The following is a 23,929-nucleotide window of genomic DNA, read 5'->3' as shown; positions in this document are numbered from 1 at the left end:
CATCTGACCAGGCAAAACCGCCTACCCCGCCCCACGTACGACGGGGCGCGATGAAGCGCGACGGGGCACGACGGGGTGGGGGCCCTTGAGGGAGACCGCTGATCCGGCCGCTGATCGGACTGCTGATCGGACTGCTGAGTGAGCGCTGAGTGGCTGCTGATCGGCGGGCGGCATGGTGGGGCCGTTCCGGAACCCCGGACCGCAAAAGCGTTGGCGGCTCCGGGGGCCCGGACTCCGGGCCCCGAACCCCGAACCCCGGAGCTCGGAGCCCCGGAGCTCGGAGCCGGGACCCCGAACCCCGGACCCCGAACCCCGGACCCCGAACCCCGGACCCCGAACCCCGGACCCCGAACCCCGGACCCCGAAGCCCGGAGCCCGGAGCCCGGAGCCCGAAGCCCGGAGCCTCATGACACCTGACTTTCAAGGAGGTGAGCCCTTATGGCTCTCGAGATTCCTGGATTCGCTGAGCGGCGCGTCCCCGTCGCCGATGGGGTGGCGCTCAATGTGGCCGTCGGTGGGAGTGGGGATCCCGTCGTGTTGCTGCACGGGTTCCCGCAGACCCATCTCATGTGGCGGCATGTCGCCGCCGACCTGGCGGCCGATCACACCGTCATCTGCCCCGACCTGCGCGGCTACGGCGCCAGTGACAAGCCGGAGGACGTGGATGGTGAGACCTACTCCAAGCGGACCATGGGCAACGATGTCGTCGCGCTGGCGGAGGCGCTCGGGTTCGAGCGGTTCGCGCTCGTGGGGCACGACAGGGGGGCGCTGGTCGCGGTCAGGGCGGGGCTCGATCACCCGGACCGGATCACGCATCTGGCGGCCCTCGACGTCCTGCCGACGCTGGACTCGTGGGAGGTCATGCAGGGGCGCTCCGCCGCCGTGGGGTTCCACCTGTTCCTGATGGCGCAGCCGAAGGGACTGCCCGAGGCGATGATCGAGGCGACGGCGGACGCGTTCTTCGGGTACTTCCTCGACCTGTGGGCCTCCAGCCCGGACGCGATCCCGCAGGACGTCCGGGACGCCTATCTGGAGGCGTCGCGGGCGGCCGTGCCGTCGATCGTGGCCGACTACCGCGCCACCGCCACGATCGACGTCGAGCACGACGAGGCCGACCGGCGGGCGGGCCGCCGGTTGCGGATGCCGGTCACGGTCCTGCAGCAGGACTGGGGCTCGGCGCTGGGGTTCGACGCGGCGGGGCGGTGGCGGGCGTGGGCGGACGATCTGGACCACCGTACGGTCTCAAGCGGCCACTTCATGGCCGAGGAGGCGCCGGCGGAGGTGGTCGAGGCGATCCGCGACCTCCTCGCCAGGCGCCCCGCGAAAAGCCGCGCGGAAAGCCCCACGGAAGGCTAGGACGTCGCCTTCGGGTCGTCGTACTCGACGGCGTAGTCCTGTCGGGAGCGGTCCTTCAACGCCCACGCCGCCACCACGCTGATCGCGGCGCAGATCGCCATGTAGACGGCGATGGCGAACGAGCTCTTGTACGTCGCGTACAGCCACACCGCGATCAGCGGCGCGGGCCCGCCGGCCGTCAGAGAGGCGAGCTGGTAGCCGAGGGAAGCGCCGCTGTAGCGCAGCCGCCCGGTGAAACTCTCCGCGATGAACGTGGCCTGCGGCCCGTACTGGATGTCGTGGATGGGCGCGGCCAGCACGATGGCGAGGAAGACCAGGGCGGGCACGCGGGTGTCGAGCAGCGGCCAGTAGATGAACGACCAGACGACCATGAGCGCGGCGCCGACGATGTAGAGGCGCCGCCGCCCGACCAGGTCAGAGATGTACCCCCAGAACGGCACGGTGACCAGGGAGACGAGGCCGGCGACGATCACGTACGTGTAGACGTCGCTCGCCTCGAACCCCAGCGCCGTGGTGGCGTAGGTGAGGATGAAGACGGTGAAGATGTAGAACGGCGCCTGCTGCCCGGTGCGCAGCAGCGCGCTGAGCACGATCTCCCGCCAGTTCTTGACCAGCACCTCCTTGACGGGCACCCGCTCGACCTTGTTCTCCTTCATGACCTTGGCGAAGACGGGCGTCTCGAGGATGCCGAGCCTGATGTAGAGGCCGACGGCGGCCATCACGAGGCTGAGCAGGAACGGGATGCGCCACCCCCAGTACGGGTGGAGCGGCTCGAAGATCTGCAGCGCCAGGTAGCCGAGCACGAGCCCGACCGGCACACCGAACTGCGGCCAGCTGCCCAGGAACCCGCGCTTGCCGCCACGCGACTTGCCCCATTCGGTGGCGAGGAGCACGGATCCGCCCCATTCGCCGCCGACGCTGATGCCCTGAAGCAGGCGCAGCAGCGTGAGCAGGATGCCGCCCCAGATGCCGATCTGCTCGTACGTGGGCACGAGCCCGACGAGGGCGGTGGCCACGCCCATGGTGACGAGGGTGGTGATGAGGGCGGCCTTGCGGCCGATGCGGTCGCCGTAGTGGCCGAAGACGGCGGCGCCGATGGGCCGGGCGGCGAACCCGCCGAAGTAGGTGCCGAGGGCGAGCAGGAGTCCTGTGGTGGGGTCGCTGGTGGGGAAGAAGAGCTCCGCGAACAGTGTGCTGGCGGCGAAGCCGTAGAGGAAGAAGTCGTACCACTCGATCGAGGTGCCGACGGCGGAGGCGACCACCGCGCGGACCAGTTGCCGTCTTCTCTGCTGACCTGATGCGTCGAGTTCTCGCTGCTCAACCATCTGCCGCTCCTGGGGGAGGTCTGGCGTCACCCGCGACGGTACATGAACGATGATCGATGGTCATCAGCCGAATTCGCCGGGGGTCCCGGCTTTCACCTGAGACGGGCGGGTTCGGGGTTGGTCACTGGGGGTAGCGGGAGGGCCACGAGGGGGACATGCCGGAAGGAGGGCGGCGCGATGCGTCGTTCGATCATCGCCGCCGTGGTCGTGGGCCTGGTGGTCACGGGCTGCACGAAGACGGAGAAGGACTGGGCGAACCAGGCCCCGCAGAACGACGGGGCCAACGCCAACGTGGGTCAGAGCCTGCAGTTGCGCAACGCCTTCCTGCTGGGCAGCGCCGACCCGGCGTCGCCGGCGCCCGAGCAGGCGCTCTTCGTGGTGCTGGTCAACAGCTCGAGCCGCGCGAACCGGCTGGAGAACGTCACGATCGAGGGCGGCGGCCAGGTGCGGCTGGCCGGACCCGTCGAGATCCCGCCCGACCACGCGATCGGCACCGGCAACCAGCCGATCGGCACGGTCTCGGGCACGCGCGGCACGTCGGTGCCGATGACGTTCACGTTCCAGGACCGTTCGAAGGTGCGGGTGATGGTGCCGGTCATGGCGCGGACCGGCCAGTACGCGAACCTGCCGACCACCCCGACGGCGCCGCCGTCGGCCTCGCCGCCCGCCACCGCGCCGCCCACGGCTCCGACGAGCCCTGACACGATCAGCGGCAGCCCGTCACCGACGGGCTGAGTGTTCGGAGAGCGCGGCGGCCGCCCGCGTGACCAGCTCGCCGTATTCGGCGCGCAGGTCGTCCGGCATGCGGCTGGCCGGCGTGGAGATGCTGAGGCTGGCGACGGGCCCGGCGGGGCCGAGCACGGCCGCGGCGACGGCGGCGATGTCGGAGCGCCACTCACCCCGGTTGTCGGCGTAGCCGCGGGCGCGGACCTGCTCCAGCTCGGCCCGCAGCGCGGCCGGGTCGGTGATGGTGGTGGCGGTGTAGCCGGGCAGCTCGCCGAGCGGCCGGTCGAGGTGGGCGAGCACGGCCTTGCCGTTCGCGGAGGCGTGGAGGGGGAGCCTGATGCCGAGCGGCAGCACGATGCGCAGCGGCTTGTCGGTCTCCAGGCGTTCGATCAGGACGACGGCGTCGCCCTCGGGCACCATCAGGTGGATGGTCTCGCCGGTGCGCTGGCGCAGCTCCTCCATGACGGGCATGGCCGCGTCCCGCAGGCCCAGCTCGGTCGTACGCGCGATCTGTAAGACCTTGCTCGTCACCTGCCAGCGCGTGACCTCGCCTCCCGCCCGCCTGATCCACCCGGCGTCGTGCAGTGTCCGCAACGACCGCTGCACGGTGCTCTTGGGCAGCCCCAGCGCGCGGGAGAGCTCGCCGACGCCGATGGGCTGGCGCGCGGCGACCGCTTCGAGGGCTCGGAGGGCGTTGACCACGTTCTGCATGCATTGACTCCTCTGCGGGCCGATCTTAATGTTAATGAACCGTCAAACGGCACACCGTGCCGTCTCGCGGCACGGAGGTGATCCATCAGTGGGCCGGCACTTCCTGCAGATCCCAGGGCCGACCAACGTCCCCGACCGGGTGCTGCGCGCGATCGCGCAGCCCACGATCGACCACCGGGGGCGCGCGTTCGCCCACCTCGCGGGCGAGGTGCTGGAGCGGCTACGGAGCCTGTTCAGGACGTCGGGCCCGGTGGTCTGCTACCCCTCCTCCGGTACGGGCGCGTGGGAGGCGGCGCTGGTCAACACGCTGTCGCCGGGTGACAAGGTGGTGGCGTTCGAGACCGGGCACTTCTCCTCGCTGTGGTGCGAGATGGCCACGAAGCTGGGCCTCGTCGTGGACGTGGTGCCCGGCGACTGGCGGCACGCCGCCGACCCCGCCGCGCTGGCCGACCGGCTCACCCCCGACGTGGCCGCGGTCATGGTGGTGCACAACGAGACCTCGACCGGCGTGCGCAGCCCCGTCCCGGAGATCCGCGACGCCATCGACCGGGCGGGGCACCCCGCGCTGCTGCTGGTGGACACGATCTCGTCGCTCGGCTCGATGGAGTACCGCCACGACGACTGGGGCGTGGACGTCACCGTCGGCTGCTCCCAGAAGGGGCTGATGCTGCCGCCCGGCCTCGGGTTCAACGCGGTCAGCGAGAAGGCGCTGGCGCACCGGGGGCGGCTGCCGCGCTCCTACTGGGACTGGGAGCCGGTCATCGCCGCCAACCTGCGCGGCTTCTTCCCGTACACGCCGCCCACCAACCTCCTGTACGGCCTGCGCGAAGCGCTGATCATGCTGGAGGAGGAGGGCCTGGACGCGGTGTTCGCCCGCCACGATCGGCACGCGGAGGCGACCAGGCGGGCCGTGCGCGGGTGGGGACTGGAGGTGCTGTGCGCGGACGAGCGCGCGTACTCCAGCTCGCTCACCGCCGTGGTGATGCCGCGCGGCCAGAACGCCGACGTGGTCAGGGAACTGATCCTCGACCGGTACGACATGTCGCTCGGCACCGGGCTAGGCCGGCTGGCGGGCCGCGTGTTCCGCATCGGCCATCTCGGCCACTTCAACGACCTGATGCTCGCCGGCACGCTGAGCGGCGTCGAGATGGGCCTGGCGGCGGCCGGGGTGCCGATCAAGGAGGGCGGGGCGCGGGCGGCGCTGACCTACCTGGAGGGCATAGAGGACATGGAGGGCAGGGAGTGAGCCTGGCACGCACGCTGGCCCCGCTGCTGGCCGGCGACGTCAGGGACGACCCGTACACCCGGCACCTCTACTCCTCCGACGCCAGCATGTACGCCATCGAGCCGCTGGCCGTCGCCTTCCCCCGGCACGCCGACGACGTGCAGGCGCTGGTGGCGGCCTGCGGCGAGCTGGGCGTGCCGGTGCTGCCGCGCGGCGCCGGCACCAGCCTGGCCGGGCAGACGGTCGGCGCCGCGGTGATCGTGGACTTCTCCCGGCACATGAACCGGATCCTGGAGATCGACGGCGACACCGCCCGGGTGCAGCCCGGCGTGGTGCAGGACCAGCTCAACAGGGCCGCGCGCAGGCACGGCCTGATGTTCGGCCCCGACACCTCCACCAGCAACAGGGCCACGATCGGCGGCATGATCGGCAACAACTCGGCCGGCAGCCACTCCGTCCTGTACGGCTCCACCATCGACCACGTCCAGGCGCTGAAGGTGGTGCTCGCCGACGCCACCACGCCCGACCTCGCCACCGACGCCCGGCTGCGGACGGCGGTCGGCGAGGTGCTGGACGGCGTCGATCTGTCGGGTTTCCCGCGCTTCTGGCGGCACGCCGGCGGCTACCGGCTGGACGCGGCCACGGCGGGCGGCGGGCTCGACCTGGCGAAGCTGATCGTCGGCTCGGAGGGCACGCTGGCGGTGGTCACCGAGGCCACGGTCGGGCTGGTGCCGCTGCCGCGCGCCAAGGCCATCGCGGTGGGTCACTTCGCCTCGACCGCGGCGGCCGTCGCGGCCACCGCCGACGCGCTGTCGTCCGGTGCCGCCTCGGTCGAGCTGCTGGACAAGGCCATCCTCGACCTGTCCAGGCGGCGGGTCGACTACGCGGCGCTGGCCGGCATCCTGGAGGGCGACCCCGAGGCGCTGCTGTTCGTCGAGTTCTTCGGCGACAGCCCGGCCGAGGTGGCCGGGCGGGTGGACGAGCTGGCCATGACGTGGCAGGCCGGCGGGCACGGCTACCACACGCTCAAGGCGGTCACCAAGGCCGGGCAGGAGGCCGTGCTGAAGGTCCGCAAGGCGGGGCTCGGCCTGCTCATGGCGTCCAGCGTGGGCAGCCGCAGGCCGCTGGCGTTCGTCGAGGACACCGCCGTGCCGCCGGAGCGGCTGCTGCCGTACGTCGAGGAGTTCGCCCGCCTCCTCGACCGGCACGGGCTGAAGGCCGGCTTCTACGGCCACTGCTCGGTCGGCTGCCTGCACATCCGCCCGTTCGTCGACCTGCGGGTGCCCGGCGAGATCGCCACGATGCGGGCGGTCGCCGAGGAGGTCGCCGACCTCGCCGCCCGCTACGGCGGCGTCAACTCCAGCGAGCACGGCGACGGCCTGGCCCGCTCCGAGTTCAACCGGCACCTGTTCGGCGACCGCGTCTACGAGGCGATGCGGCAGGTCAAGCGGATCTTCGACCCAGAAGGGCGGCTGAACCCCGGCAAGATCGTGGACGCGCCGCCGATGACCGAGCACCTGCGCGACCCGAACCTGCCGGAGCCGCGCCCGCTGGCCACCACGCTGGCGTTCGATGGCGGCATGCACGCCGCGGCCGACCGGTGCATGAACGTCGGCGTGTGCCGCAAGGACGACACCGGGGTCATGTGCCCGTCGTACATGGCGACCCGGGAGGAGGAGCACTCCACCAGGGGCCGCGCCAACGCGCTGGTCAAGGCGCTGTCGTCGCCCGACCCCCGGCGGGCGCTCGGCGACGAGCGGCTGCACGGCATCCTCGACCTGTGCCTGGAGTGCAAGGCGTGCCAGTCGGAGTGCCCGCTCGGCGTGGACATGGCGGCGCTGAAGAGCGAGTTCCTGCACCAGTACCAGCGCGAGCACGGCGTGCCGTTGCGCGCCCGCGCGTTCGGCGCGATCAGGACGCTCAACCGGCTCGGCTCCGCGACAGCGCCGCTGTCGAACTGGCTGGCCGGCGCCGTACGCGGCCCGCTCGGCCTGAGCCGGCGCCGCCCGCTCCCCCGGTTCCGCCGCGACACGCTGCCGCGCTGGTTCGCCCGCCGCAAGCCCGCTGCCGGCAGGGACGTGATCCTGCTGGCCGACTCGTTCACCAGCTTCACCGAGCCCGGCATCGGCCGCGCCGCCGTCGAGCTGCTGGAGCGGGCCGGTCACCGGGTACGGCTGGAAGCGTCCGGGTGCTGCGGCCGGTCCAGCATCTCCAAGGGGCTGCTCGACCGGGCCCGCACGATGGCCGCCGACATGGTGGGCCGCCTGGCCGGCTCGGACGCGCCGATCGTCGGGCTCGAGCCATCCTGCCTGCTCACGCTCAAGGACGAGTACGCCGCCCTGCTCCCCGGCGACCCCCGGGTGGCGGACGTCGCGGCGCGCGCCCGGCTCGTCCCCGAACTGCTCACGGAGGCCATCGACGACGGCCGGCTGGTGCTCGGCGACGCGCTGCGCGGGCGCGAGATCCTGCTGCACGGCCACTGCCACGAGAAGGCCGTCACCGGCACGGCCGCCACCCGCGCGCTGCTGTCCAGGATCCCAGGAGCGGAGGTGACCGAGATCGACGCCGGCTGCTGCGGAATGGCCGGATCGTTCGGCTTCGAGGCCGAGCACTACGACCTGTCCATGAAGATCGGCGCTCTCCGGCTCTTCCCGGCGATCGCCGCATCGTCGCCCGACACCCTGCTCGCGGCCACGGGGGTCTCGTGCCGCCAGCAGATCGCTCACGGCGCGGGACGCACGGCGCGCCACCCGGTCGAGCTCGTCCACGAGGCGGCCGGTCCGACCTGACGCTCGGGGGAGATCGGAGTTAGCAGTGTCCGCAGAGCTCCTGTCCATTCTCGCCCTCATCCTCATGTTCGTCGTGGCCACGATCTTCCCCGTGAACCTCGGGGCGCTGGCACTCGTCGGCGCCTTCCTGGTCGGGACACTGGCCGCGGGCATGAGCACCGACGACATCCTCGGCGCGTTCCCCGGCAGCCTGTTCGTGATCCTCGTCGGGGTGACGCTGCTGTTCGCCATCGCCACCAACAACGGGACCGTGGACTGGCTGGTGCGGGCCGCCGTGCACCTCGTACGGGGGCGGCTGGCCGCCATCCCGCCCGTCGTCTTCGTCATCTCGGCGCTGCTGACGGCGGTCGGCGCGCCGGCGCCCGCCGTGGCGGCCATCCTCGCGCCGATCGCGTTCGGCTTCGCCGCGGAGTACCGCATCCACGCGCTGCTGATCGGGCTGATGGTGGCGCACGGGACGCAGGCGGGCGCGTTCTCGCCGATCAGCGTGCTCGGCGGGATCGTGAACGGGGTCGCCCGGGATGCCGGGTTGCCCATGGACTACCTGGTGCTGTTCCTCGCCAGCTTCGCCTTCAACGCGGCCGCCGCCGTGATCGTGTTCTTCCTCTTCGGCGGGCGGGAGCTGATCCGGCGCGGGACGTACGTGCCGGAGGCGCCCGCCGGCGACGAGAGCCCGCCGGCGCGGGCCACCGGAGGGACGGGCGACGGCGGGACGGGCGACGGCGGGACGGGCGACGGCGGGACGGGCGACGGCGGGGGCGGCACCGCGACCACGATCGCGACCACCTCCAAGGCGGCCTCTACAGCGGCCTCCACAGCGGCCTCCACGACGACTGACGTGGCCACCCCCGCGGCCACCGGGGGCGGGCTGCGGCTGACCGCGCACCAGGCGCTCACGCTGACCGGCATCGTCGCGCTCTGCGTGGCCGTCCTCGCCTTCAAGCTGGACGTCGGCCTGACCGCCGTCACCGTGGCCGTCGTCCTCTCCCTCACCTCGCCCAAGTCCAACAAGGGCGCGGTGGAGCGGGTGGCCTGGCCGACCGTGCTGCTGATCTGCGGCGTCGTCACGTACGTCGGCGTGCTGCAGGAGATCGGCACCGTCGACTACGTGGGGGCCACGGTGGCCGCGATCGGCGTCCCGCTGCTGGTGGCGCTGCTCATCTGCTACGTCGGCGGCGTGGTGTCGGCGTTCGCCTCGACGGTCGGCATCCTGGGCGCGCTGGTGCCGCTGGCCGTGCCGCTGCTGTCGCAGGGCACGCTCGGCCCCATCGCGATGATCGCCGCGCTGTCGGTGTCGTCGGCGATCGTGGACGTCAGCCCGTTCTCCACGACCGGCGCGCTGCTGGTCGCCAACGTGCGGGGCATGCCGAGGGACGACTTCTACCGCAGGCTGCTGGCGTACGGGGGCGCGATCGTGCTGGCCGGGCCGCTCGCGGCGTGGGCGGTGCTGGTGGCGCCCGGCTGGCTCGGCTGACCCACGCGATCTTCCGGTGCCGCCGCCGCGTGCCCCCTATCGCGCGGCGGCGGATCCCGGTTTGATCGGAGAACATCCGCGATCAGGGAGGACGACCACCCATGGCTTTCCAGCTCATCGTCATGTACCACCACCCCGAGGACGTCTCGGCGTTCGACGAGCACTACGACTCGGTCCACGCCCCGATCGCCGCCCGCCTGCCGGGGCTGCGCTCGTACACGGTCATGCGGCCCGCCGCCGTACGCGGCGAACGCCCGGCGTACCACCTGATCGCCGTCCTGACTTTTGACGACGAGGACGCCTTCAATGCGGGAATGGCCGGCGAGGAAGGCAAGGCGGCGGTCGCGGATCTGGCCAGCTTCGCCGGTGCCGGGGTCACGATGGTGACGGGACCGGCGGACGCGGTGGTCTGACCTTCCTCCCTGCCTCAGCAATGGTCCAGATGGCCATGTGGACAATGCCCGGACAATTGCTGGATGGTCATCTCATGGCGCATTTCCGATTAGCCGGCATGGTGAATGGCGGAAGGAACATGACAACCGGGGACATCGTCATGTGACGAGCGCACTGTGGGTGACGAGGCACTGCGGCCGACGAGCGCCCGTCGCCGGTCCGGAAGCGTCCGGGGGGCCGCTTCCGGACCGGCTTGTGCTTTTGCGAGCTTTCGCCTCGGCCACAACCAGGAGGAAACCCGCCACAAATGGCGCACCCTCTGGGAACAAGCCACCACCCCCGGACCCGGCCCGACCACCGACCCCACCCTCCCCGTCCACCACAACGCGCGCCGCCCCACCCGCTAACGCGATGACAGGGTCCGGCCCCACCGAGGACGCGACCGCGACCACGGGGACCGACGGCACCCCGCTCATGGCCGACAAGCGCCCCATCTTCCTTGACGTCACCGTGGCCTGACGTCACCGTGGCCTGACGTCACCGTGGCCTGACGTCACCGTGGCCTGAGGTCAGCGGTAGGCGGCGGCCTGCAAGGTGTAGAGGTCGGCGTACAGGCCGCCCAGGGTCATCAGGGTTTCGTGGTCGCCCTGCTCCGTGATCTCGCCGTGGTCGAGGACGTAGATGCGGTCGGCGTAACGCACGCTGGCCAGCCGGTGGGTGATGAGCAGGACCGTGCGGCCGTCGGAGTGGGAGCGGACGCGTTCGAACAAGGCGTGCTCGGCACGGGCGTCGAGGGCGGCCGTGGGTTCGTCGCAGATGAGCAGGACGGCGTCCCGGTGGAAGCCCCGCGCGACGGCGATGCGCTGCCACTGGCCGCCGGACAGCTCGTGGCCGTCCTTGAAGCGGCGGTCGAGCAGGGTGCGGTAGCCCTGGGGCAGCTCGGCGATGACCTCGTCGGCGCCGGCGACCGAGGCGGCGGCGTGGAGGGCGGCCTCGCCCTTGTCGGTGCCCATCGTGATGTTGTAGTGGGCGGCGAGCGGCCAGCGGGTGTGGTCCTGGGCGATGACGGCGGTGCGCAGCCGCAGGTCGTCGGGGCTGACCTGGCGCAGGTCGACGTCGTCCCAGCGGACGGTGCCCGTGTCGGGCTCGTAGAGGCCGGACAGGATTTTGGCGAGGGTGGTCTTGCCCGAGCCGTTCTCGCCGACGAAGGCGATCACCTCGCCCTGCTTGATCTCCACCGACACCCCGCGCAGGGCCGGGCGGTCGGCGCCGGGGTAGGTGAAGGTGACGTGCTCGGCGGTGATGCAGGAGAAGCGGCCGGGTGCGGGAAGGGGGCGCGGGCGGGTGACGCGGCGCTCGGCCTCGGCGCAGAACTCGAGGAAGTCGGTGAAGTAGAGGCCCTGCTCGTAGAGGCGGTTGGTGGCGTACATGAGGTTGGCGAGGGAGTTCTGGCCGGAGCGGATGGCGAGGACGGCGGTGCCGGCGACGGCGAGCGGGATGGCGGCGATGGCCAGCAGGACGCCGAGCGCGACGTAGACGAGCGCGGTGCCGATGCCGCCGAGCGCCTCGCCCACCAGCCTGGCCACGGTCTGCCGGCGGGCGAGGCCGAGCATGACGTCCTGTTCGGAGCGGGCCACGATGTCGTACAGGCGCAGCAGGAAGCCGCGCATGGTGAAAGAGCGCACCTCGGCGGCCGACGAGCGCTCGGCCAGCAGGTCGGCCATGATCCACTTGCGGCGGCGTACGGGGATCAGGGCGTACATGGCGGCGTAGCGCATGCGGGCGGTGCGGACCGCCGCCCAGGCGTCGGGCAGGACGGCGAGCAGCAGCAGCGGGAGCAGAACGGGGTGCAGCACGCCGAGCACGCCCGCGGCGGCGGCGATGCCGACGGCGGCGGTGACGACGTCGACGGCCGAGCTGACCACGGAGTCGGGCACGGTCACGCCGCGCGTGGTGGCGCGTTCGAGCGAGTCGTGGAAGTCGGGGTCGTCGTAGGCGACGAGCTCGACCTGGCTGGTCAGGCCGTAGAGGCGCTCTTCCGTGAGCCGGGAGATCTGCGGGGTGAGCCGGGACTGCGCCCAGCCCGCCCCGGCTTGGACGGTGGTGCGCAGCACGGCGGCGGCGCCGACGAGGGCGAGGCTGGGCAGCGCCGCCATGACCCGGTCGGGGGTCGGGCCTTCGCTGAACAGCGCGGTCAGCACGCCGGTGGTGGCCAGCAGGCCGAACGCGGTGAACAGCCCGCCGAGCAGGCTGAGCGAGACCGTGGCCAGGGTGTCGCGGGGGCTCGCCTGCCAGGCCATGCGCAACGCCTGGCCGACGAGCGAGGGCAGCCGTCTGGCGATGGTCAGGAAGCCGACCTCCGCCATCTTGTCGGTGTGGGCGCTCCAATTGGGAACGGTGAGTTCGCCGATGTCGAGCGGCTCGTTCTGCATGCTTTGAGTGTGCACGCGGGCACCGACGGTTTCCGGTGGCGGCGAGGGTCGGCTTTTGTGAGGAGTTCGACGGTGGTCAGGGGACTTGTCATGTAAGTTTCACCGCCGGTTGACGGCCGATTTGAACGTTGTAATACTCCGTGCGATTCATCCCCCGTTCCATCTGCTTTCCACCGCATAAATGCGCAGGTCAGCAGTTTTGTCGCAAATGAATCGATTCATGGGAGCGGAGTATGTCCAGCCGAAAACTCCTCACCGGTCTCGCCGCGCTCGTGCTCGCGGCGGGCACACTGTCCGGCCCGGCCGCCGCCGCCGCGACGCGCTCCAGCAAGGCGCTGGCCTGCGGCGACGGCTCGTACAACGCCGAGGCCGTGCTCAGCGGCGGCACCTGGACCGCGCGCAACGGCTCCAGGACCGTCTACACCGGCGGCAGCATGCTGTCGGCCATGCAGGCCGCCGTGAACAGCCTCACCGCCGGCCGCACCTCCAAGCAGCGCGTCGTCGTGCGCGGCTCGGGCTCGATGAGCGCCGGCTCGCGCCTGTCGCTCCCGAGCTACACGGTGCTGGACGTCTGCGGCACCGTGAACGTGACCGGCTCCGGCTCGGGGGACCAGGCCGTCGTGTACGCCAGAGGCGTCACGGACGTCGAGGTCCAGCACCTCAACGTCACCGGCGCCCCGCTGTACGGCATCTTCGTCCGCAACGGCGTCAACGTCACCCTCGGCCAGATCGACCTGCGCCTGTCCAGGGGTCTCGGCATCCGCATCGACAACCACGGCGACCGCAGCGTACGGACGAGGAACGTGCGCATCGACAACGTGTACGTCTCGGGCACCAGCACGCACGGCGTGGAGACGTACGGCGTGGACGGCCTCACCGTCGGCACCGTCACGGCCAGGAACACCGGCCACTCAGGCCTGCTCCTGAACGACACCGTCAACGCCACGGTCGGCACCGTGGACGCGCAGAACGCGGGCACGGGCACCGGTTACGCGGCCTTCCGCATGGCCAACAGGAACGGCAGGATCGGATCGGGCTATCCCACCAACATCCGCGTCGACCGGGTCATCGCGCGGGGCGGCGGCCGGGGCGTGTTCTGCGTCTCGGAGAGCGGCGGCGCGGTGATCAACCGGGTCGACATCGCCCAGACCGGCAACAACGCCATCCTGATCGAGAACTGCTACAACGTGAACATCGCCGCCCAGGGCGGCAGCGTGCAGGGGCCGGGCGACATCAGGCTCGCGGCCCGCTCGGAGTTCCCCAACACCTCCGACATCGTCATCCAGAACCTCACCGTGACGAACTCCGCGATCAACGAGAACCCGTGCGGCGTCAACACGACCTTCAGGAACAACACGCTGGTCAACAGCCGCCAGACGATCTGCTGAAGGGCCATATCACGGCGATAGGGGCAATCTGATACCTCTTCCGGGGCTGGTGGGGCGCATACCGTCGCAAACACCCCCACTCCCCCGGAGGAGGCTCCGTGTCGAAACGCCTTCGCATCGCCCTGTCCGCCGTCCTGAGCCTGGCGTTCCTGCTCGTCACCGCGCCGGCGCAGGCCACCGCCCTGGTCACGGTCATCCGGTACGACGCGAGCCGCGCCGCCGAGTTCAGCGCCACCGTGGACCAGGCGGCCCAGGTCTGGAACGCCAGCGTGTCGAACGTCCGGCTGGTCCGCGGCACCCCCGCGCACTTCGTCGTCCTGGCCGACAACGGCTGGCCCCGCGCGCTGCCCACCGGGCTCGGGCGCGGCACGGTCTGGATGGGACGGCAGGCCGTGAACCAGGGCTACTACCCGCTGCGCATCGCCACCCACGAGATCGGCCACATCCTCGGCCTGCCCGACCGCCGCACGGGCCGCTGCACCGACCTGATGTCCGGCTCGAGCGCGCCGGTGAGCTGCCGCAACGCCAACCCGAGCGCGGCCGAGCGGGCCGAGGTGGACCGCAACTTCGCGGGCGCCACCCCGCAGGTCGAGTTCGGCACGCTGCACGTGGACCGCTGACCCGGGCGGCGCGTCCCAGGCAGGGTCCCCCGGCCCGGCGCCGGGGACCGTGCCGCGGCGGAGACAGTGACAGGAGGGGCGGCCCCGCCCACCGGGGCCGCCCCTCCCTCGCCGCTTCCGCCGTCAGACGGGAGCGGCTTTCCGTTCAGTCGCAGGTGTAGCCGGAGGGGAGGGCGGTGTCGCCGTTGGGGCGGCTCGCCTGGAAGCCGAAGGACGTGCTCGCGCCCGCCCCCAGCGTCCCGTTGTGCGGCGCGTTGCGCGCCGTGACGGTCCCGCCGCTCACGCTCACGGAGGCGTTCCACGACCCGGTGATCGTGTGCCCGGCGGGCAGGGTGAAGGTGGCGGTCCAGGACGTCCTGGCGGCGCCGCCGTTGGTGACGGTGGCCTGGATGACGTACCCGTTGCCCCACTGGCTCTGCGTGGAAGGCGTGACCGAGCAACCGCCGCCCGTGCCGCCGCCGGACGTCGTCAGCGTCACCGTGCCCGAGCGGGGTGAGCGGTTGCCCGCGGCGTCCCTGGCGTAGACGGCGAAGGTGTAGGAGGTGTCCGGCGACAGGCCGGTGATCGTGGTGGCGGTGGTGCTGACGGAGGCCGCCGGTGACTCGGCGGAGCCCTGTAAGCGGACCACGTCGTACCCCGTCACGCCGACGTCGTCGGTGGCGGCGGCCCAGGTGAGGGTGGCCGAGGTGGAGGTGACGCCGGAGGCGGCGGGCGTGCCTGGCGCGGTGGGCGGGCTGGTGTCGTCCTCCTCGCCGCCCGGCTCGTACGTCAGCCCGAACCCCTGCGGGAACAGCGGCGTCTTGCCGTCACCGGCGTTGATCGGCTGCTGGGACGCGCTGCTCATCCAGGTCATGGGCAGCTTCCCGGAAGGCTCGACGGCGCCGAACAGCACGTCCGCCACTCCCTGTCCCTCGGTGCCCGGCAGCCAGGCGGCGACCAGGGCGTCCCAGCCGGGCAGCTGCGCGGCGATGTCGAGCGGCCGGCCCGAGACGAGCACCACGACGAGCGGCACGCCGGAGGCCCGCAGGGTGGCGAGCGTGTTGAGGTCGGTGGAGTCGAGGCCGAGGCCGCCGGGCCGGTCGCCCTGCCCCTCGGCGTACGGGGTCTCGCCCACGACCGCGACGGCCACCCGGTAGGAGCCGTCGATGCCGCCGCCGTCCCTGCTGTAGGTGACGGTGGCGCCGGAGCCGACGGTGTCCCTGATGCCCTCCAGAATCGTGGTGCCGGGGGTGATGTCGCCGGACGAGCCCTGCCAGGAGATCGTCCAGCCGCCGCTCTGGTTGCCGATGTCGTCGGCGCTCTTGCCGGCCACGAAGATCTTGCCGCCGGTCCTGGCGAGGGGCAGCAGGTCGTTCGCGTTCTTCAGCACGACCTGCGACTTGGCGACCGCCTCGCGGGCCAGCGCCCGGTGCGCGGCGCTGCCCACGGTCGAGGTGTACGACCGGTCGGTGAGCGGCTCCTCGAACAGCCCGAGCTCGAACTTCTTGGTCAGGATCCGGCGTACGGCGTCGTCCACCCGGGCGGTGGTGACGCGTCCTGCCTGCACCTCGGCGCGCAGCAGCTCGATGAAGCGGCGCCACTCGGTGGGCACCATCGCCATGTCCACGCCGGCGTTCACGGCGGTGCGCACGTCCTGCGCCGAGGTGCCGGGGGCGCCGTCGATCTGGTCGATGCCGTTCCAGTCGGAGACCACGAAGCCGTCGAAGCCCAGCTCGCCCTTGAGCACGTCGGTGATGAGATAGCGGTGGCCGTGCAGCTTGGTCCCGTTCCAGCTGCTGAAGGAGATCATCACGGAGCCGACGCCGCGCTCGACGGCGGCCTCGAACGGCGGCAGGTGCACAGCGCGCAGCTCGGACTCGGACACGCGCGCGTCGCCCTGGTCGGTGCCGCCCGCCGTGCCGCCGTCGCCGAGGTAGTGCTTGGCGGTGGCGAGCACGGACGCGGGGCCGTTCAGCGTGTCGCCCTGGAGGCCGGTGATGATCGAGGCCATCTCCGAGGGCAGGTCGGGGGTCTCACCGTACGACTCGTACGTGCGGCCCCACCGGTCGTCGCGGGCCACGCACAGGCAGGGGGCGAAGTTCCAGTCGATGCCGGTGCCGGCCACCTCCTCGGCGGTGGCGCGGCCGATGCGCTGGACGAGGCCGGGGTCGCGGGTGGCGCCGAGCCCGATGTTGTGGGGGAAGATCGTGGCGCCGACGACGTTGTTGTGGCCGTGCACGGCGTCCACGCCGTAGACGAGGGGGATGCCGAGCGGGGTGGCCAGGGCCGCGTTCTGGAACCTGTCGTACATGTCGGCCCAGCCGGTGGCCGTGTTCGGCGACGGGGCCGAGCCGCCGCCCGACAGCACCGAGCCGAGCCGGTACGTGGTGACGTCGGACGTGCTGACCGAGCCGCGCTCGGCCTGCGTCATCTGGCCCAGCTTCTCATCCAGCGACATCCTGCCCATGAGGTCGTCGACCCGGGTGGCGACAGGCAGGCTCGGGTCCTGATAAGGCAGAGCCGCCGCACCCATCACAGCGGCCGTCGCCGGCGAGGGCGCCGTCAGGGTCGTGGCGAGGAGGGCGAGCACGACGGCCACACCCGCCCGCCTCTTTCTGCTCGGGTTGCTGCTCATCGCACGCTGCTCCGGCTGGCTAGAAGGGATATGGGAGCGCTCCCAACAGCACTGTAGGTCACGATGCCCGAGTTTCCGCGCCGCGTTCGACGCGCCGCCCCGGCGACGGCGGGCACCAGCGGAAACGGGCCGTACGCCGGTGAAACTTTCAGCTCCTCTTGACCGGCGGCGAGGCCGGCCGGGCCCCGGTTCAGGCGACACTGTCCGCCGTCACTTCCACCTCAGGAGGCCCTCGATGGCGTACGGATCCCTGGCCGGCTACGGCGGCGGCGTGGCGGTGGCCGCGCTGGCCGGCGGTCACCCCTGGCTGGTCGCGCTCTGCGCGTCGATCGCGCTGGGCACCGCCTTCCTGGTACGCGCCCGCTTCCGCCGCGACCGCACTCCCCTGTGCCCATGAAGGACGCCAGGTACGCCGGCCACCCGAGGCTCCTCGCGCTCCTCGTCGCCGGCGTCACCGCCTGGAGCCTGACCAGGCTGCTGGAGGCCCTGCCCGGGGACGACGCCGGCCCCACCACCTGGCTGCTCGCCGCCGTGCTCCTGTGGTGGCTGCCCCTGTCGTGGTGCGAGCGCAGGATCGTCGCGCCGCCGGGCGAGCGGGCCGGTCTGGACACGCTGCGGGTGACCGTCCAGGTGCCGGTCTACAACGAGGACCCTGAGGCGCTGCGCGCCTGCCTGCGCTCGGTCCTGGCGCAGAGCAGGCCGGTCACGCGGGTGCGGGTGGTGGACGACGGCTCGCACGTCCCGTACGACGACGTCCGCCACGCGTTCGAGTCGGAGGCGGCGGTCCGCGGCGTCGAGACGACCTGGGATCGCACCCCGAACCGGGGCAAGCGCCACGCCCAGATGCACGTCCTGGCCGAGGACGACGGCGACGTGTTCGTCACCCTCGACAGCGACTCGGTGCTCGACCGGCACGCCGTCAGGGAGGGCCTGGCCCCGTTCGCGGACCCGCGCGTGCAGTCGGTGGCCGGTCAGGTGCTGGTGCTGAACCGGACGGCGGGCCCGATCGGCCGGCTGACGGGCCTGCTCTACCTGCCGTTCACGCTCGGTCTGCGCAGCGCGGGCTCGGTGCTGCGCAGGGTGACGCTCAACTCGGGCGCGCTGGCCTTCTACCGGGCGAGCGTGGTGCGCCGGTGCGCGGGCGCGTACGAGAACGAGCGCTTCCGCGGCCGGCCGATGCAGATGAACGACGACTCGCTGCTCACCTTCCACGCTCTGCTGGCCGGGCGGACCGTGCATCAGCCGTCGGCGATGGTGTTCACGCTGGCCCCGGCCCGCCTCGGTCATTACGCCAGGCAGCAGGTCCGGTGGATGCGCGGCACGGCCGTACGGCACCTGTGGTGGCTGCGGTACCTGCCGCTGACGAGCGTCGTCTTCTGGACCACGGTGGCGCAGCACCTGCACCTGCTGCTCATGGCGGCGCTCCCGGTCGTGCTGCTGGCCGACAAGGGAGTCGATTGGGGCGCGGTGGCGGTGGCCGGAGCACAGGCGGGGCTGGCCATGAACTACGTGATGGCGCTGCGGCTGTTCACGGTGCGGCGCGCCGACGAGAGCACGGGGGCGCGGCTGCTGGCGTTCGCGCTCGCCCCGCTCGCCGCGCTCTGGCGGCTGGTGGTGCTGCGCCCGCTGCTGGCGTACGCGGTGCTGACGTGTCACCGGGTCGGCAGCTGGGGCACCAGGGGCGGCGTGGAGGTCGGGCTGACGGAGGGAGAACAATCCCTTTCCTGACAAGATCGCGGCGTGTATGTTCGATCTGAAAGAAAGTTTCACCCTTGGAGGAATCATGGGCAAGAAGCTTCAGATGCTGGCATTACCGCTCGCCGCCGCCGTCGTGGCGGCGCTCGGCACGCCGGCTCAGGCCGCCGAGGGCTACGACCGGTGCCAGGAGGGCCACTACTGCATGTTCTCCGGCCTCGACGGCACCGGGGACGTCATCCAGATCAACGCCGACACCCCCGACCTGGCCGCGCTGGGCATGGCCGACCGCGCCAAGTCCGACTGGAACCGTACGGACAGCCTCATCTACCTCTTCTCCGAGGCGAACTACGACGGCTGCGCCGCCGTCACCTTCGCCCGGGACAAGGGCAACTTCTTCTCCACCTACCGCGACTTCTTCGACTCCGTGCGCTTCGACGGGCCCGGCGGCCCCTCCTGCGGCATCACGGTCAAGAGCGGCGCGGCCGACTCCCACGGATGACGGCCCCCCGACACGGGAAGACCCCCGGCCGGAGCAGCTCCGGCCGGGGGTCGCCCGGTGAGAGAGGGTCAGCCGGTGAAGCCGACCATCGTCCAGTCGTAGGTCTTGTAGCCTTCGGCGCCCAGGTTGGCGAGCGTCTTCTTGGCGGCCTGGATGTCGGGGCGCTGGTACAGCGGGATCGTGTGCACCATGTCCCAGATCATCTTGTCGGCCGCGTTGGCCTTCTCGATGGCCTTGGCCGGGTCCATCTCGCCCACGGCGTCATCGATGGCGGCGTCCAGCTCGGGGTTCTCCGACTTCGGGAAGTTGCTCTCGGAGCCGGTCTTGTAGATCTGCGGCAGCGAGCCGAGCGGCAGCGGCGTGCCGATCCAGGAGAACGGCACCAGGTCGAAGTCGCCCTTGATGATGTAGTCGGTGAAGAACTTGTCATCGGGGACGGCGCGGATCGACAGCTTGATGCCGGCCTCGGCCAGCATCGCCTGGGTCAGCTCACCCTCGGTCTTGGCGTACGGCACGCCCGCGGGCACCACGAAGGACAGCTCGAACTCCTTGCCGTCCTTCTTGCGGGTCGCGCCCTCGCTCTCCTGCTTCCAGCCGGCCGCGTCGAGCAGCTGCTTGGCCTTCTCGACGTTGTACTTGCCGAGGTCGCCTGAGTTGTCGACGTAACCCTTGTGGTTGTTCATGAAGACGTGGTTGCCGAGCGTCTGCAGCGGCCAGTCCATGTCCTTCAGGTCGGACTGCGTGATCACGTCCCGGTTGATCGCGTAGGCCACGGCCTGGCGGACCGACTTGTCCTTCAGGAACTCGCTCTGGTTGTTGACGGTGATGTGCCGCCAGTTGGGGCTGAGCGCCTTGCGGATGTCCACGTTCGGGACTTCCTTGGCCCGCTTGAGGTCGGCGGGGCTGCCCGGCGGGATCTCCACCATGTCGATCTCGCCGTTGGCGAAGGCGTTGACCTGCGCGGCGGGCGTCTCGATGGTACGGAAGATGACCTTGTCGAGCTTGGCCTTCTTGCCCCACCACTTGTCGTCACGCACGACGGTCAGCGTCTTGGTGCCCTCGTCGATGCTCTCGACCTTGAAGGGGCCCGCGGTGACCGGAACCTTCTGCAGGTAGTCCTTGTCGAACACGTCGGGCGAGTCGATGTGCTTGGCCGGCATGAGGGGCGAGAACAGGCCCTGCCACTCCGGGTACGTCTTGGAGAAGGTGACGACCACGACCCGGTCCGAGTCGCCCTTGGCGACCGACTCGATCCGGTCCCAGCCGTCGGTGGAGGCCGGCTTGTACTTCTTGTTCTCGCCGTTCTGGGCCTTCCAGGCCGCCTCGAAGTCCTTCCAGGTGATCGGCTCGCCGTCCGACCAGGTGGCCTTCTCGTTGATGGTGTAGGTGATGACCTGCTTGCCGGACGCCGTGTCCACCTTCACGTCGGTGAGGTAGTCGGGGTTCGGCGTGAAGTTGGCCTCCTCGTCCGCCAGCATCACGCTCGGCAGGAAGGTGTCACGCATCTCCGTCGTGTCGGCCTGGTTGCCGTCCACGTGGTACGGGTTCCACTGGCTCGGCCACTGGCCGACGGTCAGGGTGAGCGTGCCGCCGTCCTTCACCTGCTCGTAGGGAACGGGGTTGATGCTGATGGCCGGGGTCTCCGACATCTGCTGCTGAGCCTGCTGCGACTGCTCGGCGCTCGGCTGCTTGGTCTCGGAACCGCCGCCACCACAGGCCGCCACGGCCATGGCCAGGACCGCCAGCCCAGCGGCCGCACGGTGATGAACCTTCACTCTTCCTCCTGATTGTCCGAGGCCGTGATGACCTCGACTTCCTCCGCGTAGTGGCAGGCGGCGCCGTGATCGGCGCTCGTCAGCCGGGCAACCGAGGGCTCTTCGTCCACACACCGCTGCCGCTCACCCTCACTGAGCCGGGCGAACTTGGGGCAACGGGTGCGGAACCTGCATCCAGACGGCGGGTCGGCCGGGCTGGGCAGGTCGCCTTCGAGCAGGATCCGCTTGCGGGTGCGTTCCATCTCGGGGTCGGGCAGCGGGATCGCCGACAGCAGGGCCTGCGTGTACGGGTGCGCGGGCCGGTCGTAGACGTTCTCCACCGCGCCGATCTCGGCGATCCTGCCGAGGTACATGACGGCCACCCGATCCGCCAGGTGCCGTACCACGGCCAGGTCGTGCGCCACGAACAGGTAGGACAGGCCCAGCCTGTTCTTCAGCTCCTCCAGCAGGTTGATCACGCCTGCCTGGATGGACACGTCCAGGGCCGAGACGGGCTCGTCCAGGACGAGCATCTTGGGCTCCAGGGCCAGCGCGCGGGCGATGCCGATGCGCTGCCGCTGGCCGCCGGAGAACTGCTGCGGGTAACGCTCGGCGTGCTCCGGCGCGAGACCGACGAGCTGCAGCAGCTCGGCGACCTTGGCGGCGACATCCTTCTTGCCGTGCGCGCGCAGCGGCTCGGCGATGATGTCGCCGATCGGCATGCGCGGGTCGAGCGCCGCCATGGGGTCCTGGAAGACGATCTGCAGGTCCCGCCGCAGCTCGCGGCGGGCCGCCTTGTCCAGCTTGCCGCTGTCCTTGCCGAGCACGACGACGCGACCGTCCTGCGGCGGCTCCAGCTGCATGATCTGCTGCAGCGTGGTGGTCTTGCCGCAGCCTGACTCGCCGACCAGGGCCAGCGTCTCGCCCTCGGCGATGTCGAAGCTGATGCCGTCGACCGCGTAGACGGTGCCCACGCGGCGCTTGAAGATCGCGCCCTTCATCAGCGGGTAGTGCCGCTTCATGCCGTCGAGCTCCAGCACGGTCGCGCGCTCGGCGCGCGGCACGCGGACGACGTCGCTCGGCGGGATGACCGGCACGGGGAACACGTCCGCCCCGGTCAGGCCCTTGTGCTCGATCTCGTGCGCGCGGATGCAGGCCACGTGGCGTCCCCCGCCGAACGGGGTCAGCGGCGGCTCTTCCTCGTCGCACATGTCGACCTTCATCGGGCAGCGCGGCGCGAACGGGCAGCCGGGCGGCAGCGAGGCCGGCGACGGCGGGTTGCCCTCGATCGGCACCAGCGGCCCCTCCTCGCCGTCGACCCTGGGGATCGAGGCGAGCAGGCCCATCGTGTACGGCATCCGCGGCCGGTAGTAGATGTCGTCCACCGGCCCCTGCTCGACCGGGCGGCCCGCGTACATGACGAGCACCCGGTCGGCCATGCCGGCGATGACGCCGAGGTCGTGGGTGATCATCACGATGCCGGCGCCGGTCTCCTGCTGCGCGGTCTTGAGCACCTCCAGGACCTGCGCCTGGATGGTGACGTCGAGCGCGGTGGTCGGCTCGTCGCAGATCAGCAGGTCGGGGTCGTTGGCGATGGCCATGGCGATCATCGCGCGCTGGCGCATGCCGCCGGAGAACTCGTGCGGGAACGCCTTGGCCCGCAGCCGCGGGTTGGGGATGCCCACGAGGTCGAGCAGGTCCACGGCGCGCTTGGCCGCCTTGTCCTTGCCCACCTTCTGGTGCACGCGGACGGCCTCGGCGATCTGGTCGCCGATGGTGTAGACGGGCGTGAAGGCCGACAGCGGATCCTGGAAGATCATGCTGATCGCCTTGCCGCGTACCTTGATCAGCTCGTCTTCCTGCATGCCGAGCAGCTCTTGGCCGTGCAGCTTGACCGAGCCGTCCACCACCGCGTTCTTGGGCAGCAGGCCCATCACGGCCAGCGACGTCACGGACTTGCCCGAGCCGGACTCGCCCACGATGCCGAGCACTTCGCCGCGCTCGACCTCGTAGCTGACGCCGCGCACGGCCTCGATGCCGCCGGGGAAGGTGACGGTGAGGTCCTTGACCTCCAAGATGCTCACAGGTTGCTCCCCGGGTCGAGTGCGTCACGCAGCCCGTCGCCGATCAGGTTCACGCTCAGCACGAGCGCGACCAGCAGGCCGGCGGGGAAGGCGAACAGCCACGGGTAGCCGGTGGCGTTGCCGGCGCCGAGCGCGATCAGCGTGCCGAGCGAGACGTCGGGCGGCTGGATGCCGAAGCCGAAGAAGGACAGCGCCGCCTCGCCGATGATCGCGCCACTGACGTTCAGCGTCGCGTCGATGATCAGCAGCGACGACAGGTTGGGCACGATGTGCCGCATGATGATCTTCCAGCGCGGGATGCCCATGTAGACGGCGGCCAGGACGTACTCGCGCTCGCGCAGCGAGAGCGTCATGCTCCGCACCACCCGTGAGGTGATCATCCAGGAGAACGCGGCCAGCAGCACCACGAACCACAGCCAGGACGCGCCGTCCTTCAGCTGCGGCGAGACGATCGCGATGATGAGGAAGCTGGGCAGGACGAGGAGCAGGTCCACGCCCCACATGAGGGCCTTGTCCACCCAGCCGCCGAAGTAGCCGGCGAACGCGCCCACCAGCGCGGCCAGGCCGGTGGAGATCAGCGCCACCAGCAGGCCGATGACGATCGACTTCTGCATGCCGCGCAGCGTGACCGCGTACATGTCCTGGCCGATCGAGGTGGTGCCCCACCAGTGGTCGGCGCCCGGCGGCGACAGGAAGGCGAGGAAGTCCTTGTCGGTCCAGTCGTACGGGCCGATGAAGGGGCCGACGTAGGCCAGCGCCACCAGCAGGACCAGCGCGATGACCCCGTAGCGGGCCTGCTTGTTGCGCAGCAGGCGCCTCAGGACGACTTTCGATCGCATCT

At 71.1% G+C, this 23,929-nt stretch carries 18 protein-coding genes; 11 read left to right on the top strand and 7 right to left on the bottom strand.

Annotation, left to right across the window (positions count from 1 at the left end; genetic code table 11):
- Window positions 1-438: 438 nt before the first annotated feature.
- Complete coding sequence (locus AB0K18_RS00320; protein ID WP_364907686.1) at window positions 439-1,356, top strand: alpha/beta hydrolase; 918 nt, start codon at window positions 439-441, stop codon at window positions 1,354-1,356.
- Here AB0K18_RS00320 and AB0K18_RS00315 read toward each other — a convergent pair.
- Window positions 1,353-2,681 carry an MFS transporter gene (locus AB0K18_RS00315; RefSeq protein ID WP_364907684.1) on the bottom strand — a complete coding sequence of 443 codons (1,329 nt, stop codon included), beginning with the start codon at window positions 2,679-2,681 and terminating at the stop codon, window positions 1,353-1,355. The two genes, AB0K18_RS00320 and AB0K18_RS00315, sit on opposite strands and share 4 nt — an antisense overlap.
- A gap of 177 nt (window positions 2,682-2,858) precedes the next feature.
- Between AB0K18_RS00315 and AB0K18_RS00310 the strand changes: the two genes are divergently transcribed.
- Window positions 2,859-3,416, top strand: a complete 558-nt coding sequence (locus AB0K18_RS00310; protein WP_364907682.1) for a hypothetical protein — start codon at window positions 2,859-2,861, stop codon at window positions 3,414-3,416.
- Here the strand turns inward: AB0K18_RS00310 and AB0K18_RS00305 are convergent.
- Entirely contained in the window at window positions 3,402-4,118 is a 717-nt protein-coding gene (locus tag AB0K18_RS00305; RefSeq protein WP_345400105.1) for an IclR family transcriptional regulator, read from the bottom strand. The genes AB0K18_RS00310 and AB0K18_RS00305 overlap by 15 nt on opposite strands.
- An 88-nt stretch (window positions 4,119-4,206) precedes the next feature.
- Between AB0K18_RS00305 and AB0K18_RS00300 the strand changes: the two genes are divergently transcribed.
- From AB0K18_RS00300 to AB0K18_RS00285, 4 genes are all read left to right on the top strand, one after another.
- Window positions 4,207-5,364, top strand: a complete 1,158-nt coding sequence (locus AB0K18_RS00300) for an aminotransferase class V-fold PLP-dependent enzyme (RefSeq protein ID WP_364907679.1) — start codon at window positions 4,207-4,209, stop codon at window positions 5,362-5,364.
- Window positions 5,361-8,132, top strand: a complete 2,772-nt coding sequence (locus AB0K18_RS00295; protein WP_364907676.1) for an FAD-linked oxidase C-terminal domain-containing protein — start codon at window positions 5,361-5,363, stop codon at window positions 8,130-8,132. The genes AB0K18_RS00300 and AB0K18_RS00295 overlap by 4 nt, the downstream gene beginning before the upstream one ends.
- A gap of 25 nt (window positions 8,133-8,157) precedes the next feature.
- Window positions 8,158-9,606 carry an SLC13 family permease gene (locus AB0K18_RS00290; RefSeq protein WP_364907674.1) on the top strand — a complete coding sequence of 483 codons (1,449 nt, stop codon included), beginning with the start codon at window positions 8,158-8,160 and terminating at the stop codon, window positions 9,604-9,606.
- Window positions 9,607-9,707: 101 nt separating this feature from the next.
- Window positions 9,708-10,019, top strand: a complete 312-nt coding sequence (locus tag AB0K18_RS00285) for an EthD family reductase (RefSeq protein ID WP_364907671.1) — start codon at window positions 9,708-9,710, stop codon at window positions 10,017-10,019.
- Between the two features lie 549 nt (window positions 10,020-10,568).
- Here the strand turns inward: AB0K18_RS00285 and AB0K18_RS00280 are convergent.
- Complete coding sequence (locus AB0K18_RS00280) at window positions 10,569-12,431, bottom strand: ABC transporter ATP-binding protein (protein ID WP_364907669.1); 1,863 nt, start codon at window positions 12,429-12,431, stop codon at window positions 10,569-10,571.
- 233 nt (window positions 12,432-12,664) lie between these two features.
- Between AB0K18_RS00280 and AB0K18_RS00275 the strand changes: the two genes are divergently transcribed.
- Together AB0K18_RS00275 and AB0K18_RS00270 are read left to right on the top strand one after the other, a co-directional pair.
- Complete coding sequence (locus tag AB0K18_RS00275; protein WP_364907666.1) at window positions 12,665-13,819, top strand: hypothetical protein; 1,155 nt, start codon at window positions 12,665-12,667, stop codon at window positions 13,817-13,819.
- A gap of 98 nt (window positions 13,820-13,917) precedes the next feature.
- Entirely contained in the window at window positions 13,918-14,439 is a 522-nt protein-coding gene (locus tag AB0K18_RS00270) for a snapalysin family zinc-dependent metalloprotease (RefSeq protein ID WP_364907663.1), read from the top strand.
- A gap of 145 nt (window positions 14,440-14,584) precedes the next feature.
- On the opposite strand, the gene AB0K18_RS00265 is transcribed toward AB0K18_RS00270, so the two are convergent.
- Window positions 14,585-17,053: a glycoside hydrolase family 3 N-terminal domain-containing protein gene (locus AB0K18_RS00265; RefSeq protein WP_364907660.1), complete on the bottom strand. Its 2,469-nt coding sequence runs from the start codon at window positions 17,051-17,053 to the stop codon at window positions 14,585-14,587.
- Between the two features lie 235 nt (window positions 17,054-17,288).
- On the opposite strand from AB0K18_RS00265, the gene AB0K18_RS00260 reads away from it, so the two are divergent.
- The 3 genes from AB0K18_RS00260 (at window position 17,289) to AB0K18_RS00250 (ending at window position 19,250) form a co-directional block, all read left to right on the top strand.
- Window positions 17,289-17,450: a hypothetical protein gene (locus AB0K18_RS00260; RefSeq protein WP_364907657.1), complete on the top strand. Its 162-nt coding sequence runs from the start codon at window positions 17,289-17,291 to the stop codon at window positions 17,448-17,450.
- Complete coding sequence (locus AB0K18_RS00255) at window positions 17,447-18,781, top strand: glycosyltransferase family 2 protein (RefSeq protein WP_364907654.1); 1,335 nt, start codon at window positions 17,447-17,449, stop codon at window positions 18,779-18,781. Before AB0K18_RS00260 ends, AB0K18_RS00255 begins: the two co-directional genes overlap by 4 nt.
- A 73-nt stretch (window positions 18,782-18,854) precedes the next feature.
- Complete coding sequence (locus AB0K18_RS00250) at window positions 18,855-19,250, top strand: peptidase inhibitor family I36 protein (RefSeq protein WP_364907651.1); 396 nt, start codon at window positions 18,855-18,857, stop codon at window positions 19,248-19,250.
- A 68-nt stretch (window positions 19,251-19,318) separates the two neighbouring features.
- On the opposite strand, the gene AB0K18_RS00245 is transcribed toward AB0K18_RS00250, so the two are convergent.
- The 3 genes from AB0K18_RS00245 to AB0K18_RS00235 are packed head-to-tail and all read right to left on the bottom strand — an operon-like array spanning window position 19,319 to window position 23,927.
- Window positions 19,319-21,025: an ABC transporter family substrate-binding protein gene (locus AB0K18_RS00245; protein WP_364907649.1), complete on the bottom strand. Its 1,707-nt coding sequence runs from the start codon at window positions 21,023-21,025 to the stop codon at window positions 19,319-19,321.
- Entirely contained in the window at window positions 21,022-23,088 is a 2,067-nt protein-coding gene (locus AB0K18_RS00240; protein WP_364907646.1) for an ABC transporter ATP-binding protein, read from the bottom strand. The genes AB0K18_RS00245 and AB0K18_RS00240 overlap by 4 nt, the downstream gene beginning before the upstream one ends.
- Entirely contained in the window at window positions 23,085-23,927 is an 843-nt protein-coding gene (locus AB0K18_RS00235) for an ABC transporter permease (RefSeq protein WP_364907643.1), read from the bottom strand. Before AB0K18_RS00235 ends, AB0K18_RS00240 begins: the two co-directional genes overlap by 4 nt.
- Between the last annotated feature and the right edge of the window lie 2 nt (window positions 23,928-23,929).

It is taken from the genome of Nonomuraea sp. NPDC049421 (assembly GCF_040677005.1).
In the GTDB taxonomy this organism is placed as follows: domain Bacteria; phylum Actinomycetota; class Actinomycetes; order Streptosporangiales; family Streptosporangiaceae; genus Nonomuraea; species Nonomuraea salmonea.
Note: the sequence above shows the minus strand (reverse complement) of the source record. Positions and strands in the feature narration are given on the sequence as shown.

Excerpts from the sequence above, each read along its gene's own strand:
- AB0K18_RS00235 (WP_364907643.1), bottom strand. The coding sequence starts at position 23,927 with ATGCGATCGAAAGTCGTCCTGAGGCGCCTGCTGCGCAACAAGCAGGCC.
- AB0K18_RS00280 (WP_364907669.1), bottom strand. The coding sequence starts at position 12,431 with ATGCAGAACGAGCCGCTCGACATCGGCGAACTCACCGTTCCCAATTGG.
- AB0K18_RS00315 (WP_364907684.1), bottom strand. The coding sequence starts at position 2,681 with ATGGTTGAGCAGCGAGAACTCGACGCATCAGGTCAGCAGAGAAGACGG.
- AB0K18_RS00265 (WP_364907660.1), bottom strand. The coding sequence starts at position 17,053 with ATGAGCAGCAACCCGAGCAGAAAGAGGCGGGCGGGTGTGGCCGTCGTG.
- AB0K18_RS00275 (WP_364907666.1), top strand. The coding sequence starts at position 12,665 with ATGTCCAGCCGAAAACTCCTCACCGGTCTCGCCGCGCTCGTGCTCGCG.
- AB0K18_RS00305 (WP_345400105.1), bottom strand. The coding sequence starts at position 4,118 with ATGCAGAACGTGGTCAACGCCCTCCGAGCCCTCGAAGCGGTCGCCGCG.
- AB0K18_RS00260 (WP_364907657.1), top strand. The coding sequence starts at position 17,289 with ATGGCGTACGGATCCCTGGCCGGCTACGGCGGCGGCGTGGCGGTGGCC.
- AB0K18_RS00310 (WP_364907682.1), top strand. The coding sequence starts at position 2,859 with ATGCGTCGTTCGATCATCGCCGCCGTGGTCGTGGGCCTGGTGGTCACG.
- AB0K18_RS00250 (WP_364907651.1), top strand. The coding sequence starts at position 18,855 with ATGCTGGCATTACCGCTCGCCGCCGCCGTCGTGGCGGCGCTCGGCACG.
- AB0K18_RS00285 (WP_364907671.1), top strand. The coding sequence starts at position 9,708 with ATGGCTTTCCAGCTCATCGTCATGTACCACCACCCCGAGGACGTCTCG.
- AB0K18_RS00320 (WP_364907686.1), top strand. The coding sequence starts at position 439 with ATGGCTCTCGAGATTCCTGGATTCGCTGAGCGGCGCGTCCCCGTCGCC.
- AB0K18_RS00255 (WP_364907654.1), top strand. The coding sequence starts at position 17,447 with ATGAAGGACGCCAGGTACGCCGGCCACCCGAGGCTCCTCGCGCTCCTC.